Below are 15,955 nucleotides of genomic sequence, written 5' to 3' on the forward strand. Positions count from 1 at the left end.
GGACCAATAGTTCCACGGAAAAGTTTCTTTTGTACATTCTGTGAACTGTAGTATATTGGTATAGAACGCTTAGAGAAGGAGGCTTACTCTATGTCCATTGCAACAACGATGATAATCCGTCTGGAAATCCGCAAATCGGTTGCATCTTTTGGTGATGTTGCTTCAGCACTTGCTTCAGCAGGCGGGGATATTGTGGCCATTGACGTCATCCGTGCAGGCAAGGATGTGACGACAAGAGATATTACCGTAAACGTCCAGGATGCGGGCAATAAGGAGATTATTACGATACTGTCGAACATGCCGGGGATTAAGGTTATCAATGTATCCGACCGGACGTTTCTGGCCCACCTTGGCGGGAAGATTGAGATCACGCCCAAAATGCCGATCAAGAACCGGGAGGATCTGTCACTGGTGTATACACCTGGTGTTGCCCGCGTCTGCATGGCGATTGCCGAGGATCCGGGTAAAGCCTATTCGCTGACGATGAAAAGAAATACGGTTGCCGTCGTCACCGACGGAACTGCGGTACTCGGCCTAGGTGATATCGGACCGCAGGCGGCCATGCCGGTCATGGAGGGCAAGGCGATGCTTTTTAAGCAATTGGCAGATATCGATGCGTTTCCTTTATGCCTGGACACCAAGGATCCGGAGGAAATCATCGCGATTGTGAAAGCGGTTTCTGCCGGTTTCGGCGGTATCAACCTGGAGGATATCAGCTCACCCCGCTGCTTCGAAATTGAACGGCGCCTCTCTGCCGAGCTGGATATCCCTGTGTTTCATGACGATCAGCATGGCACGGCAGTTGTGGCTTTGGCAGGACTGTTAAATGCCTTGAAAGTGGTGGACAAGCCTATCGCTTCCTGCAGAATTGTCGTGGTCGGCATTGGAGCAGCCGGCGTCTCCATCTGCCGCCTGCTGCTGGCAGCGGGAGCCCGCAGCATTTATGCCGTTGACCGGGAGGGGATTCTCAGCAGAGAGCAAGCTTACGGGAATGCCGAATGGCGCTGGCTGGCGGATAATACCAATCCTGAGGGTTTATCCGGCGGATTGACGGAGGCGCTCCAGGGGGCGGATGTGTTTATCGGCGTATCCAGCGGAGGCATTCTGAACGTCAGCCACCTGCAGAGCATGGCCAAGGACAACATCGTCTTTGCCATGGCCAATCCCAATCCGGAGATCGAGCCTGAACTGGCCGAACCGTATGCCTGCGTGCTGGCGACCGGAAGAAGCGATTATCCGAACCAGATCAACAATGTGCTCTGTTTTCCGGGCATTTTCCGTGGAGCGCTGGATTGCAGGGCAAGAGAGGTGAATCTGGAGATGAAGCTGGCTGCAGCACAGGCCATTGCTTCGGTTGTACAGGAGGATGAGCGGAATGAACAGTATATCATTCCGAGTATTTTTAATGAGAAAGTGGTAGAGCAGGTACGGCTGGCTGTGATCAAGGCAGCTATCGCTACCGGTACGGCGCGCCGTATTCCTCCGGATATTTCGGACTGAGGTCACCAATGAGCAAGCGAAAAACCTGCGGCCACAGCGGTCTCGCGGGTTATTTGCTTTGCGTCCGCTTCAATATTTGCCGCCGGGGAGTGAAATGTGCCGCTGTATCTTTTATGTGAAAAATTATACAATTATAAATAATCATTACATGTTCAGGAGGAGCCATGTTCAGCAGGATACATATTATGGGGGCTTCCGGATCCGGCACAACCACGCTCGGTCAGGCGCTGGCAGAGAAGCTGCCGCATGTGCATCTGGATAGCGATGACTATTTCTGGGAGCACAAATTCACGAAGCAGAGTGACAAAACGCAGAGGCTGGCTGCAATCCAGCGGGACTTGGAACATGCCGGACCATGGATACTTTCCGGAGCTGTTTGTGGCTGGGGAGATGAACTTCGCGCTTATTTTGACCTGGTAATCTTTCTGTGGATTCCACCGGAGCTCCGGCTGGAGCGCTTAAAGGCAAGAGAATACGAGCGGTACGGGAAGGAAAGCCTGCCGGGTGGGAGCAAATTTACAGATGTGCAGGTTTTTTTGGAATGGGCTGCTTTATATGATACGGCAGGTGTGGAGGTCAGGAGCAGAACACTGCATGAGGAATGGATGTCTGAGCTGGGCTGTCCGGTACTGCGGTTAACAGGAGAAATGTCGGTAGATGAACGTGTGGAGGCTGTGCTGAGCTATTTGTCCAGTCCATATAAAAGTTAAAAGTTGAATGTAATCATGGGGAGTGTATAAGATGTACAACCGGAGGATTGCTTGTTGTCTTAGTGTGGTTCTGGCTGCTGTGGTGTTTGCCGGCTGCGGTGTCAACCAGAAACAGAAGGATGTGTATGGAAACAACAAGGAGATCGTGCAGAGCGGAGACAGCCTTACATATAAGGATCGAAAAGGTGAAGTGACTGCACAGGATGCCGAGCTTACGTTTACCGGCTTCTATGGATCGGATACTTTGTGGAGCATTGAGGCAACGGAGGAAGGCAAGCTTGACATCGAGTTTGAGCAGGATATCACCAAAGGTAAGTTTAAAGTCATACTCATAACTCCTGAAGAGGAAACCGTAGTCATTGCCGAAGGCAGCGCTGAAGGTTCGATGGAACTGCCGCTTATCAAAGGAAACAGCCGGATTAAAATTGTCGGAAACAAAGGCAAGGGCAATGCGAACCTTCATCTGACAGCTGGAAAAGGAATTGAAGTCGATACCGTTGATTCAGGCGGGTGGTAGACGGTGAAATTCGGATTGGTCAGACATTTCAAAGTAGAGCCTCCGCCGCTGCAGGGCTGGGTGAACGGCCGTCAGTTCAATGAATGGGTGAGATTGTATGATGCAGCGGATATCCGGACCGGGAAGTGGAAGCTGCCTTCAGAACGGTGGGATCATTGCCTGTGCAGCGATCTGCCCAGAGCGGTGGATACTGCCCGCAGCATCTACTCAGGCAGCATTACATTCACGGAGCAGCTGAGAGAAATTAGAGTGGCTGCGGTTAGTGAATCGGGTCCCAGGCTGCCGGTACCCTTGTGGTTGGCTCTAGGACGTCTGTCTTGGATATTCGGTCACCGCTCCCAGCCAGAGAGCAGGCGGACAACCAGTCAGCGCGTGAAAGCGGCTGTCGATCTCCTGGAGTCAGTACCGCAGCGTTCTGGTGTGCTGATCGTCACACACGGCGCTTTTATGAAGCAGCTGGAGCGGGAACTGCGGCGCAGATCCTATCAAGGAAAGCGGATGGGACATCCGCTAAATGGGCAGCTTTATACATATGAGAAGATAGAAAAATAAATGAAAGCGGGATGCATAAAATGGTCACCATTAAGGAAATTGAAGCGGATGCTCTTGAGGCATTAAATGAGCTGTACAGTGAATTGATAGGCCATCGAACAGATCAAGTGAAGCTGGCAGAAGCTTTTAACAGGATAAAGGCAGACAGCCGGTACATCTTGCTCGGGGCGTACGTGGACGGGGAGCTGCTCGGCTCCTTGATGGGGATCGAATGCCAGGATCTCGTCGGAGACTGCCGGCCGTTTATGGTGATCGAGAATGTAGTCGTATCCTCCCGCGCGAGACGCCAGGGTCTGGGCAAAAAGCTTATGACTGCCATTGAGCAAGCCGCCCACGGGAGAAACTGCTATTACATTATCCTCGTCTCCGGTGAGCAGCGTAAGGAAGCGCATGTCTTCTATGAGTCAATGGGCTACCGGGATGAGAAGGTAGAAGGGTACCGCAAGCATCTAAGCTCACATTAACATGAGGGAGGAGGGCCGTGTGGGCATTTTTTGAATTTATCTTTGATGGATACTCACGTTTGCTGATTTCACCTTTTTGGCTTCATCATTAACCCTACGATGACTGATAATATTGCATAAACTATCGCCCAAATGAAAAAGGACTCATTGAAGACGGTAAAAGTTAGTACTGTGAAAACAATAAAAGTTAATAACGGCATTACGAACCATCTTCTAATCAACATAAAACCAACAATTGAAGTGACTATAACGATTATAGGACAGATTACAAAAACCAAAAGCAACGGATTCACTCCTCTTTATAAAATATTCTATAATTATATACTTTTTCCTGGAAGAAGCTGTATGACAAGTGTAATTATTTTTTCCATGCCATGCCGGTTCTGCTATATGTTAAACTGTCTGCAAGTGTGATGAAATTAACACTAATGGAGGGGTTGGATGGAGACGTTTTTCCGTTATAACTGGATGGTTCGCGAGCAGTGGTACAAGTGGTGTGAGGAAATACCGGAAGAGGAACTGCTGAAGCCACGTATAGGCGGCGTTGGCGGAATATTGAAGACGCTGTTTCATATTGCCGATGTAGAGTGGAGCTGGATCATGGTGATGGGGGGCAAGCCGGATTTTCAGGAGGATTTTGCCCTATACAGCAGCCTGCAAAAGGTACGGGAGCTGGATGCAAAGCTTCGTCCCGGGGTGGAAGACTTTGTGCTGGCCTGGCATGAAGGTCTGGAGCGTAATGTTTTTGTAGACGAGCGCAGTGACGGATCGGTGGTTACTGATGCCTGGGGCGAAATTATGCGCCATGTTATCGCTCATGAAATTCACCATATCGGGCAGCTCTCCGTCTGGGCCAGAGAGCTCGGGAAGCAGCCGCCTTCCGCCAATGTGATCGGCAAAGGGCTAGCGGACAGCCTGCCGGGCCGACAGAATTGAACTTTAACTCCTGTGGAGGTCTGGTCCGCTCGTCGTCCCTTCGGCCACTGGAATGAGCAGGCTAACTGTCCTTAGAGGCTCTACAGCTCCGGCGGGAACCATAGATGGCGCAGGTCGACCCAGCCCTGGCTGTTGAAGGTTACACCGCGCACGGAGGGAAGGTAAGCCGTTTCGGTGGGCTTTTCGTACAGGATATGCAGCTGATGATCGCGGATCAGGCTGTCTTCGATAATCTTGAAGCCTTCGGCTCTGGCCTGGAAATGAGGCTCGCGGGAAATGAGGCTCAGCCGGCCTTCGATATCGGCCCGGGTACGCGGCTCGATATGCTGCGCGAGCGTCAGATACAGGTCGAACAGCCGGAGCTGTTCATCCTGATCACGGAGCAGGGAGAAAACAATCAGGTCGGCTTGCAGGCGGACCGGGCCTTTGAATTCCTCCGGGGAGACGGTCAGTACCGTGCAGGCATAACCCTGGCGCTTCAGCCTTGCGGCAATGAATTCGGCATCACCGGAATATTGCGGGATCGTGGCAATTTGCAGCGCTGCCGGATGAGGCTCGTGCTGCTGTGGTCCATGCGTCTCCACATCCGCGTTTAAACAGGATACAATGTCTGCCCGAAGAAGGGGGTCGCTTAGCGGTCCCTTTTTTTTCGTATTGAAGGTCATAAATTTCCGTACGGAGGACTCGGAATGAATCCGGCTCCAGGCCGAAGGGTCAGAGACAGAAGGATTCGTAACAATGTGGAAGCCGGAGCTTGTCTCCGGAGAAGAATTACTTATCCCCCACGGTACATAGAGAATTTCTACCCGGTCCAGATGAGCGCGGCCCTGAAAATAATACGGGAATACCTCCAGTACGCAGGAATCCTCATGCATCTCCGCTACCTTGAACGGTCCGGTGCCTGCCGGTCTGCGCCCAAAGCTGCTCTCATCCTGGTTTTCCAGATCTCTTGGAACGACAGCTGCCCGGCTTGTGCACAGGAAAGGCAGGAAGAGCTCATTGGGTTTCTTGAGCAGAAATCGCACCGTGGTAACGTTCAGGGCGTTCACTTCCTGAATCTCTTTAAAAATAGAGTTGTACAGCATCCGGTGCGACGAAGTCATCATCCGTTTGAAGGAATAGACAACATCTTCAGCAGCCAGTACCTTCCCATGATGGAAGAAGACATCCTTGCGCAGATGGAATGTCCAGCTGGTGCGGCTGTCATCTACATCCCAGGCATGGGCGAGCCCGGGAAGGATGTCGTCCCGTTCGCCGCCGCGTCCTACCAGCCCGTCGAACACATGGCTGGACACGAAGGACTCCGCCAATAAATTCATGTACAGCGGATCAAAGGTATGGAGCTGCTGGTTGACCGGCAGCCGTAAGCTGTCAATCCGTTTGTCGCTGCGGATCTCGGAGTGATGGCCGAAGTAGGACATCAGCCAGCCCTGCAGGGAATCCTGCAGCGAGGAGGAACGGGCGTGTCCGCGGATGCCCTCCATGGCGCTGCGGATATCTCTGCTGCTGATCGCCTGCTTCATGGATTGCAGGGCGATAGACTCGGAATCCGTGAGAAATTTCAGGGAGGACCGGCGGCCCCGCCCCCGGCTGGGCGTCCAGACAATCCAGCCCTGCTCCGACATTTTATTGATAACATGCAATGCATTGCGGTGGGTGCAGCCCAGAGTTAAAGCTAGTTCATCAAGGGTGACCATGATTTCCGCCGCTCCCCCATGATGGGAGTGCAGCTTCAGAAATTGGCTGTGCAGTTTCATTGTCGGCTGTTCCTTTCTTAAAATAGGAAATATAAACTCATTTCTTTCTCTTTTTCTTCTTATTTTATCAGCTAAAATTGATGCTGGTCAAAGTGCTGATTGGACTGCTCATCTCCTGCCCGCTGCTGCTGATTGTAATCTCACTGCTCTCTTCAGCCGACGGTGTATTTCATAAGATACTGGCGGACGTACCGGCGCTGCTGGAGCGGATTTCATTCAGTGACGGCTTAGGCCGTATCTTATGGATCATCCTGCTCGGAATGGGACTATTCGGTTTTGCCCAAGGGTTTGCCGATCCTAAACACTATGACTGGAGCGTGCCGCCGCTGGACGGCGAGCCGGTCCGTGAACCCTTCACCTTTTCCATTGATCCGGTAATTGTCACTACGATCCTTGTGTCGATCAATACCGTGTATGTGTTGTTTGTAAGCGTGCAGTTTTCATATTTGTTTGGTGCATGGGATGGGGTTTTGCCGGAAGGCAGCACGTATGCTGACTATGCCCGGAGCGGATTTTTCGAGCTGATTCTGGTTACAGCCATCAACTTTGCGATTTTGCTCTTGTCGCTGCTGTCTGTAGGGGAAGTGAAGAAAACGCTGAAAAAGATCATTAACGTCCTGCTCTATACCTTGGTCCTGTGCTCCATGGTTATGTTGTATTCTGCCTACTCCCGTCTGGCACTGTATGAGGAAGCCTACGGCTACACCTATATCCGCTTTCTCGTGCACGCCTTTATGATCTTTCTCGGTTTGCTGCTGGTCATTGCGGCGGTGCGGATTAGCCGGGTGAACTTCCCGCTGGCCAAATGTTATATTGTGCTTGGTCTGCTTGCGTACGTGCTGATGAATTATATTGGGATGGACGGGATCATTGCCGGCAGAAATATGGAACGGTATGAAGCCAGCGGCAAGCTGGATGCTGCCTATTTGAGCGGACTGTCCTGGGGTGCGGTCCCGAAGCTGATTGAATTCAGTAAGAAAGAGGATGGGCTGCTGGATCAGAACCTGCGTGACAAGTGGCAGAGCAACACAATTGCTGAACAAGAATGGCCGTCCTTCAATATATCCAAATACCGGGCGCAGCAGGCCCTGGAGCAATATTTCGCGGAATAGACGCTTTATTTTGAAATCGGGGACGGGTTATACTCTACTATATATTGTGGTACATTGAAGCCAGCATGAGGTCAAGGAGGAAGCACGGAATGAACACAATATTGGATCTTGAGGCTGTCCGTACACTGGCCGGGAAGAACGGGCTGGAAGAGATGTTCAGCACTGAGGTCATTGAAAGAATGGAGCTGCGGCGGTACGGCGACGGGGAGGCGGTCTGCTCGGTCGGAGACCGGCTGGAGAGCATGTTCATCCTGGTCCAAGGGAAGCTCAAAATTCACACGCTGCTCCCCAACGGAAAATCGATGCTGGTGCGGTTTGCCAGACCGATGTCCGTGATTGGGGACGTGGAGCTGCTGCGGCAGTATCCGGTTAAAAATGAGGTGGAGTCTGTTGGCGACAGCCTGCTGCTGGTGGCCGGAAGAAAGCTGCTGCTGAAAGAGATGGAAGAGAACACGGCGTTGCTGCGTTTTCTGGTCGGAGAGCTAAGTCATAAGCTGTACACGCTCGGCCAGACCTCCGCGCTGAATCTGCTCTACCCGGTGGAGAACCGGTTTGCCAGCTATCTGATGTCTATGTTCGCGGACAGCGTCGGCGGGCATCGTGTGGAGGAGCTCCGCACGGCAAGTCTTACGGAGACGGCGGATTTGCTCGGAACGAGCTACCGCCATCTGAACCGGATTGTGCGGCGGTTCATTGAGGATGGCATCATTGAACGCAAACAGGGCCGTTTGAGTGTAATGGATGAAGCTAAGCTGGCCCGGCTTGCGAACGGGAATTTATATGAATAAACGGGATTGGAGAGAGCGGAATGGCATTGGAATGGATTCAGTTAGATGAACAAGGCCTATCCACAACGGGCTGCTATTGTCTGCGGAGTATGCCTAAAACTGCGGGCTACCGGAATCAGGCGGAATGGGCAAGCCGGGCAGCTGAAAGAAGGGTTGCAGTATGTGCTGGTGAAGGAAGGCGCGAAGTCCGTTGGTTTCATCAAGTATATGCCTGGGGAACAGGCCTGGAGAGTGCTTCATGCCGAGGGTTATCTCGTGATTCAGTGCCTCTGGGCCGGATTAACAGGCCAAGGGCTGGGCTCGGCGCTGATCGATAGATGTATTCAGGATGCCCGGGTCCAGGGCAAGCATGGTGTAGCTGTTATTACGAATGCAGATACTTCCTGGGCGCCCGGGCCGGAAATTTTCAGCAGGAACGGATTTGTGGCCGTGGATGCCGCACCGTATGGTTTTGAGCTTTATACATATCAGCTCGACAATGCTCCTGCACCCTATTTCCCCCGGGATTGGGATGCCCGGCTTGCGCGGTATGATGATGGACTGACGATTCTGCGGAGCGATCAATGTCCTTATATTGAGGTGGCAACGGCAAATGTGCTGGAAGCGGCAGCTGCGCTGAATATAAAGGCCGAAGTCATTCATATGGACAGCCGCGAAAAGATGATGGAGCTGTCGCCGACTCCATATGGCGTTTTTAATGTGATCTATAACGGAGAACTGATTTCCTATCACAGGCTTACGCCGCGTTCCTTTGCACAGAAGCTGAGAAGTGTGAAAGGGTGAGGCGGGAGACAGCTTTTTTGTTTAATGTATACAGTTAAGGGCCGTCATTTCCATGTTTAGGATGGAGAGGCGGTCTTTTTTGAAGAATGTTTTCTAAAATTTGTTGTTTTACAAAAATTAGATTGGTATAATTTACCTGATCATAGAAGCAAAGGGGGAACTTTCTTGAATGCAACTGATTTAATCATCTTAAATTTTGAAGAAGTTAGGCGTAGAAGTATAAAAGTATGGAATGCTATACCCGATGAAATGTTAAATTGGAAACCTGATGAACACGCCCTTACTTGTGGTGAAATCATTAGACATTTATTACAAGGTGAATTTCTTTTTCATCAAGTTCTTATAGGGCGAGGTGGTAAAGCACTCTCTAATCTGTTTAATCCCTTTGAAGCAAAGAAATTCATATCCGTAGACGATGAACTTGAATTTGCACAGCCATATCGTGAAGAATTCCTGAAGTACATACAGGCAATTAATATCAACGACTTAGAAACTATAGAAATAGACCTTTATGATGAAGGCGGTTATATTAGAACGCTTGGAGATATGTTATTACGCATTGCTTACCACGAAGCTGTTCACACTGGTCAGCTGTTAGATTATATGAGAACCATGGGAGTTGACCGCCCTAAGATATGGGATTGATCATTTAGAACAATTTAACCTTATATTCCTCTTTGAAACGGATACCATTCTACAAAGGACGGCATCCGTTTCTTTGTTATGCGGCTGAATCCCGACATCCAATTCACCTCCGCACTTTAAGCGAACATTCAGTTCAAACTCAGGTCAGCTTAAGGCTGGGGAGATAGGATAAGGGCAGAGGAAATGTTTAAAGATACATAGGAAGAGGCGGTTCCGAGCTGCTGGTTACATAACAGATTTAGTGTGGTTGTATCAGCAAAGAATACATACGGATATGGAGGAAACACCTATGTTTACAAAAATTCGCGCAAAATACTACTTGGCTTCGCAGTGGCATTCTCGTTTTCATCGCCGCCTCTTCAGCAAATCTTTACCTTCATTTCAGTTGGTTTTAAGCTTCAGGCGGTATATTCATCACATGACCCCCTTACAATAGACCTTGACCCTGCCGGATGACGGCGGGGTCACTTTTTTAAAGGCTGCTATATATGAATGGAGAGTTTATTCCAGTATCAGGGTAATTTAGAGTAGGTGTGTTTTGGGCATAAGCTTGGATCTTTACTCCACCCGTTTTGGCAAAGTCTGCGGGCTGTCACCAGCTGCATTGGCCTTGTTAGACTGTTCGGCGCTGGAGATTATTAATTCCACAATTGACGGGCTGATGCTTACCAAAAATTCGGTTCCAGAATTAGATGAACTTGTTATAGATTCTGATCATCTGAATCTTCCGAGAAAGATTTATTTTGGCCGGGTAGAAAAGAATAACAATTAATGTGAACGTAATATTACACATACTACGCATAGAAACGGCCATTGGTTAAAATCTAGTTATATCTTATATTATTACCATAATTAGTTAGTTAATAGTCAGTCTCCGAGTTCGATCAGTGTATCTTGCGATTGCGGCTAGTAGTTCTGCATGTTTACGCAAGGAGTAGATCGAACTTTTTGTTGTGGATGTACAGCATTGGGAGACGCTGCAGCTGGCTAATTGAAATTGGATTAGTGCGGGCAGGAGGGCAGCCTTTGAATCAAGGAGGTGAATGGGGAAACAAGTTGTTTATGAATGCGCTTTCTTTAACATGATCCATAACATTATGGAAGGTGGTTATGTATGTTAACAGGAAACAAGGCATCTGCCAGGAAAACATTCCTTATCTATGGTTTGATTGTTGTGTTGTTTGTAGGCCAATTAGCGCTGTTTCCGGCTGTAAGCTCTGCGGCGGCCAATCTGGCGCAGGGCAAAACAATTACCGCAAGCTCGGTCGGCGACGTTTATGTGGCGGCGAATGCCATTGACGGCAATCAAGGGACGTATTGGGAAAGTGCAAGCAATGCTTTTCCGCAATGGCTAAAGATAGATTTGGGCACAAGCAGCAATGTGAACCAGGTGGTGCTGAAGCTGCCGGCTGCCTGGGAAGCAAGAACGCAGACGTTAGCTGTTCAAGGCAGCATGGATGATTCTGCGTACAGCAACCTTGCGGCATTTGCGAGCTATACGTTTAATCCGTCAAGCGGCTCCAACACGGCAACCATTAATTTTACCGCAGCAAACGCCAGATACATCATATTAAACTTTACAGCAAATACGGGTTGGCAGGCAGCACAGGTATCAGAGATCGAGGTCTATGGGACGACCACAACGCCAACCGGCACTTATGAAGCGGAAGCCGCCGCATTATCCGGTGGGGCCAAGACGAACACCGACCATGCCGGCTATACTGGCTCGGCATTTGTGGACGGAAATCTCGTACAAGGTGCAACCACAGCCTTTACGGTTACTGCTGCCACTGCAGGCAGCTACAATGTTTCGCTCAGGTATGCCAACGCTTCAGGCAGCACCAGAACATTAAGTGTCTACGTGAACGGAACAAAGGTTAAGCAGACCTCGTTTCCCAATCTGGCGAACTGGGACACTTGGTCCACACAAGATGAAATATTAGCTTTGGCTGCCGGCAACAACACAATTTCCTATAAATACGATTCCGGAGATACCGGCAATGTAAATTTGGATCATCTGGTTCTTACTCCGGCGGCCACACCTACGGCGACACCAACAACCGTACCAACACCAACAACCACACCGACAGCAATCCCAACAGCAACACCCTCACCAACGCCTACAGCCACACCAACGGTTTCACCTACAGCTACCCCAAGCACAGGTCCAGGATCGAATCTGGCCATCGGCAAAACCATTAATGCTTCCTCATCCATATTTACGTTTGTTCCTGGCCATGCGAATGACGGCGATGTCACCACTTACTGGGAGGGCGGGGCTGCCAGCTATCCGAATACGCTGACGGTCAATCTTGGGGCCAATGCCAGCATTACTTCTGTTGTCGTGAAGCTGAATCCGGCGGCGGCCTGGGCAACCCGTACCCAAACGATTGAGGTATTGGGACACAATCAGGCAACCTCCACCTTTACAAGTCTCGTTCCGGCTACCCTGTATACCTTTAATCCGGCCAGCGGTAATTCAGTGACCATTCCGGTTACGGCAACAGCCAGTGAACTTCAACTGAAGATCACTACCAACTCCGGTTCAAATGCCGGCCAGGTTGCAGAATTTCAAATTACCGGCACACCGGCAGCGAATCCCGATCTGACGGTGACGGCAATGTCCTGGAGCCCTTCTGCTCCGGTGGAAACGGATGCCATCACTTTAACCGCAGCCGTCAAAAATGCCGGAACCGCAGCATCCACAGCGACAAATGTCAGCTTTTATCTGGGCACGACCAAGGTAGGGACGGCTCCGGTAGGGGAACTTGCCGCAGGAGCCTCAGCCAATGTCTCGCTTAACATAGGTGCCCAAGATGCGGCCACCTTTGCACTGAGCGCCAAGGTGGATGAGAGCAACACTGTTATTGAACTGAACGAAGGCAATAACAGCTACATCCATCCGTCTTCTCCTACTGTTGCACCTGCATCAAGCTCCGATCTGCTCGGTTCCCCGGTAAGCTGGACCCCGGGAAATCCGGCCGGAGGCAATACCGTAACCTTCTCGGTTGCCATCAAAAACCAAGGGACAGCAGCTTCCGCCGGCGGTGCACATAACATAACGCTGACAGTGACCGATGCCACCACCAATGCCGTGGTCAAAACCTTAACCGGCTCCTACAACGGAGTAATCGCCAGCGGTGCCACAACGGCTCCGGTCACTTTGGGCACATGGACTGCTGCGAACGGGAAGTACACGGTGAAGAGTGAAATTGCCGTGGATACCAATGAGCTTCCGGTGAAACAGGCCAACAATATTCAGACCCAGCCGCTGTTTGTCGGCCGCGGGGCGAACATGCCTTACGACATGTATGAGGCCGAGGATGGTGTTGTCGGCGGCGGAGCTGTTAAGCTTGCCCCGAACCGCACCATCGGCGATCTGGCCGGTGAAGCTTCGGGCCGGAGGGCGGTAACACTGAACACGACCGGCAGCTATGTGGAATTTACCACAAAGGCCAGTACCAATACGCTGGTTACCCGGTTCTCCATTCCGGATTCGGCCAGCGGTGACGGAACCAATGCCACACTGAACATTTACGTCAATGGAGTGTTCAACAAGGCGATCAGCCTGACCTCCAAGTATGCCTGGTTGTACGGCCCGGAAACTAATCCCGGCAACTCCCCGGGCTCCGGTTCCCCGCGCCATATCTATGATGAAGCGAACATTATGTTCGACAGCACCATTCCGGAAGGAAGCACGATCAGGCTGCAAAAGGATGCGGCAAACACCTCGAAGTATGCCATCGACTTTATCAGTCTGGAGCAGGTGTCTCCAATAGCCAATCCGGACCCGGCTAAATATGCGGTTCCTGCCGGATTCAGCCATCAGGATGTGCAGAATGCGCTGGATAAAGTCCGTATGGATAACACCGGCAACCTTGAGGGGGTATATCTGCCTGCCGGAGCTTACGAAACCTCAAGCAAGTTTCAGGTCTACGGCAAAGCCGTGAAGATCGTCGGTGCAGGACCGTGGTACACCCGGTTTTATGCTCCAGTCAGCCAGTCCAATACGGATGTCGGATTCAGAGCCACCGATTCCGCCAATGCATCGACCTTCTCTGGCTTCGCTTATTTCGGCAATTATACTTCGCGGATCGACGGACCCGGTAAAGTGTTCGATTTCTCCAATGTGTCGAACATTACGATTGATAACATCTGGACCGAGCATCAAGTATGCATGTTCTGGGGTGCGAATACCGACTACATGGTGATCAAAAACTCGCGTATCCGCAATACCTTTGCCGACGGCATTAATATGACAAACGGCAGCACCAATAATCTCGTATCCAACAATGAAGCGCGGGCCACCGGAGATGACAGCTTTGCACTGTTCTCGGCGATTGATTCCGGCGGTTCGGACATGAAGGACAATGTCTATGAGAATCTGACCTCGATCCTGACCTGGCGTGCAGCCGGTGTCGCGGTCTATGGCGGTTATGCCAATACCTTCCGCAACATTTATATTGCCGACACGTTATGCTATTCCGGGATTACCATCAGCTCACTCGACTTCGGGTATCCGATGAACGGATTTGGCGCTTCACCGACGACGAACCTCCAGAATATTTCGATTGTCCGTGCAGGCGGACACTTCTGGGGCAGCCAGACCTTCCCGGCCATCTGGGTATTCTCGGCATCGAAGGTGTTCCAGGGCATCCGGGTCAATGATGTGGACATTATCGATCCGACTTACCACGGCATTATGTTTCAGACCAACTATGTGGGCTCTTCACCGCAGTTCCCTGTCGCGGATACAATCTTCTCCAATATTACGGTTTCCGGTGCGCAGAAGAGCGGGGACGCATTTGACGCCAAGTCGGGAGTGGGCATTTGGGCCAATGAATCGGCGGAAGCCGGTCAAGGCCCGGCAATGGGTTCGGTAGTCTTCAACAACTTGAAGATTACCAATACAGTCACTCCTATTAAAAATAATACGTCCACCTTTACGATCAACGTTAATCCTTAGACAGCCAGCTGAACAGACCCATAGAAACGGAGTGCTGCTGCTTTCATTAGCGGTGCCGTTTCGCTAGCAGGGCCGCCTCCCGCCGACACAGGGGGGCGGCCTTTTGCCGCAGAATAAAGAAGCGGCATGAGCAGCCACGATTCCCGGCAATCGACAAGAGCCGGGCCATAGCCTACAATGGGTGTTACAAAGTATAAGAAGTAAAGCCCATGCTTCCGATGCCAGTTTTATTTGAAGAGATAGTCACGGATGCAGCGCTCACAAAACTGTTAGGAGGGTTTGCCATGACACCCCTTGTAGTCAATAATATTACGGAACTGATCGGCGATACGCCGGCCCTGCGGTTGAACCGCCTGACCGGACCGGATGATGCGGAAGTGTATGTGAAGCTGGAAATGTTCAACCCCAGCGGCAGCGTGAAAGACCGGGCCGCATATAATCTGATCCGGCAAGCTGAGCTTGGCGGCTTGCTGAAACCCGGCGGAACCATTATCGAGCCGACGAGCGGAAATACCGGCATCGGGCTGGCGATGAACGCAGCGGCAAAGGGGTATAAGGCGATTCTCATCATGCCGGATAATATGACGAAGGAACGGATTAATATCCTGAAGGCATATGGTGCTGAAGTGGTACTGACTCCGGCGGCGGAGCGGATGCCGGGCGCAATTGCCAAGGCGCTGGAGCTTGGCGCAGAAATCGCGGACAGCTTCATTCCCCAGCAGTTTGAGAATAAAGCCAATCCGGACATCCACCGCACGACAACGGCACCGGAAATTGTGGCCCAGATGGACGGCAGGCTCGATGTGTTCGTCGCCACTTCCGGAACCGGAGGCACGATTACCGGAACCGGCGAGGTGCTGCGCCGGGAGCTGCCCGGCATCAAGATCGTTGTGGTGGAGCCGCAAGGCTCACCGGTGCTTTCGGGCGGCATGCCCGGCCCGCATAAGCTGGTCGGAACCAGCCCGGGATTTGTCCCCGCTATCCTGAACACGGATGTATATGATGAAATCGTCCAAGTGTCCGACGAGGATGCACTGGAAACAGTGAGAGCGCTGGCCAGCACGGAGGGGATATTGATTGGCCCTTCCGGCGGAGCGGCGGTGTGGACGGCATTGCAGGAAGCGCGGCATCTGGGGAGCGGCAAGCGTGTCCTCTGTATCGCTCCGGATACCGGTGAGCGTTACCTGAGCATGGGGATATTCTAATACTTCACTGGGGGAAATGT

The 15,955-nt window shown here is 51.4% G+C and carries 14 protein-coding genes; 12 read left to right on the top strand and 2 right to left on the bottom strand.

Translation table 11 applies throughout. From position 1 onward, the window contains the following. Positions 1-90 precede the first annotated feature (90 nt). From NST99_RS13200 to NST99_RS13220, 5 genes are all read left to right on the top strand, one after another. Positions 91-1,500, top strand: a complete 1,410-nt coding sequence (locus NST99_RS13200) for an NAD-dependent malic enzyme (RefSeq protein ID WP_341092267.1) — start codon at positions 91-93, stop codon at positions 1,498-1,500. Positions 1,501-1,664: 164 nt separating this feature from the next. Beyond that, on the top strand, positions 1,665-2,210 hold the full coding sequence (locus tag NST99_RS13205; protein ID WP_341092268.1) for an AAA family ATPase: 546 nt from the start codon (positions 1,665-1,667) through the stop codon (positions 2,208-2,210). A gap of 31 nt (positions 2,211-2,241) precedes the next feature. Further along, positions 2,242-2,727 carry a hypothetical protein gene (locus NST99_RS13210; protein ID WP_341092269.1) on the top strand — a complete coding sequence of 162 codons (486 nt, stop codon included), beginning with the start codon at positions 2,242-2,244 and terminating at the stop codon, positions 2,725-2,727. Positions 2,728-2,730: 3 nt separating this feature from the next. Further along, positions 2,731-3,279: a histidine phosphatase family protein gene (locus NST99_RS13215; RefSeq protein WP_341092270.1), complete on the top strand. Its 549-nt coding sequence runs from the start codon at positions 2,731-2,733 to the stop codon at positions 3,277-3,279. A 20-nt stretch (positions 3,280-3,299) separates the two neighbouring features. Next, positions 3,300-3,743, top strand: coding sequence for a GNAT family N-acetyltransferase (locus NST99_RS13220; RefSeq protein ID WP_341092272.1), 444 nt, complete (start codon positions 3,300-3,302; stop codon positions 3,741-3,743). Positions 3,744-3,811: 68 nt separating this feature from the next. On the opposite strand, the gene NST99_RS13225 is transcribed toward NST99_RS13220, so the two are convergent. Further along, the gene (locus NST99_RS13225) at positions 3,812-4,036 is read right to left on the bottom strand and encodes a DUF2651 family protein (protein ID WP_341092274.1); all 225 of its coding nucleotides are present in this window, start codon (positions 4,034-4,036) and stop codon (positions 3,812-3,814) included. Positions 4,037-4,184: 148 nt separating this feature from the next. On the opposite strand from NST99_RS13225, the gene NST99_RS13230 reads away from it, so the two are divergent. Further along, the gene (locus tag NST99_RS13230; RefSeq protein WP_341092275.1) at positions 4,185-4,679 is read left to right on the top strand and encodes a DinB family protein; all 495 of its coding nucleotides are present in this window, start codon (positions 4,185-4,187) and stop codon (positions 4,677-4,679) included. A gap of 80 nt (positions 4,680-4,759) precedes the next feature. Here NST99_RS13230 and NST99_RS13235 read toward each other — a convergent pair whose 3' ends face one another. Continuing rightward, positions 4,760-6,436: an ABC transporter substrate-binding protein gene (locus NST99_RS13235; protein WP_341092276.1), complete on the bottom strand. Its 1,677-nt coding sequence runs from the start codon at positions 6,434-6,436 to the stop codon at positions 4,760-4,762. Between the two features lie 80 nt (positions 6,437-6,516). Here NST99_RS13235 and NST99_RS13240 point away from each other — a divergent pair, with 80 nt between their 5' ends. The 6 genes from NST99_RS13240 to cysK all read left to right on the top strand — a co-directional run bounded on the left by NST99_RS13240 (position 6,517) and on the right by cysK (position 15,935). Further along, positions 6,517-7,548 carry a DUF4153 domain-containing protein gene (locus NST99_RS13240; protein WP_341092278.1) on the top strand — a complete coding sequence of 344 codons (1,032 nt, stop codon included), beginning with the start codon at positions 6,517-6,519 and terminating at the stop codon, positions 7,546-7,548. An 89-nt stretch (positions 7,549-7,637) separates the two neighbouring features. After that, positions 7,638-8,336, top strand: a complete 699-nt coding sequence (locus NST99_RS13245) for a Crp/Fnr family transcriptional regulator (RefSeq protein WP_341092279.1) — start codon at positions 7,638-7,640, stop codon at positions 8,334-8,336. A 45-nt stretch (positions 8,337-8,381) separates the two neighbouring features. Then, on the top strand, positions 8,382-9,119 hold the full coding sequence (locus tag NST99_RS13250; protein ID WP_341092281.1) for a GNAT family N-acetyltransferase: 738 nt from the start codon (positions 8,382-8,384) through the stop codon (positions 9,117-9,119). 165 nt (positions 9,120-9,284) lie between these two features. Further along, positions 9,285-9,764, top strand: coding sequence for a DinB family protein (locus NST99_RS13255; RefSeq protein ID WP_341092283.1), 480 nt, complete (start codon positions 9,285-9,287; stop codon positions 9,762-9,764). 1,114 nt (positions 9,765-10,878) lie between these two features. Next, positions 10,879-14,730 carry a galactose-binding domain-containing protein gene (locus NST99_RS13260; protein WP_341092284.1) on the top strand — a complete coding sequence of 1,284 codons (3,852 nt, stop codon included), beginning with the start codon at positions 10,879-10,881 and terminating at the stop codon, positions 14,728-14,730. A gap of 284 nt (positions 14,731-15,014) precedes the next feature. After that, positions 15,015-15,935: a cysteine synthase A gene (gene cysK, locus NST99_RS13265; RefSeq protein WP_341092286.1), complete on the top strand. Its 921-nt coding sequence runs from the start codon at positions 15,015-15,017 to the stop codon at positions 15,933-15,935. Positions 15,936-15,955: the final 20 nt, after the last annotated feature.

It is taken from the genome of Paenibacillus sp. FSL L8-0470 (assembly GCF_038008625.1).
Lineage (GTDB): Bacteria > Bacillota > Bacilli > Paenibacillales > Paenibacillaceae > Paenibacillus_AQ.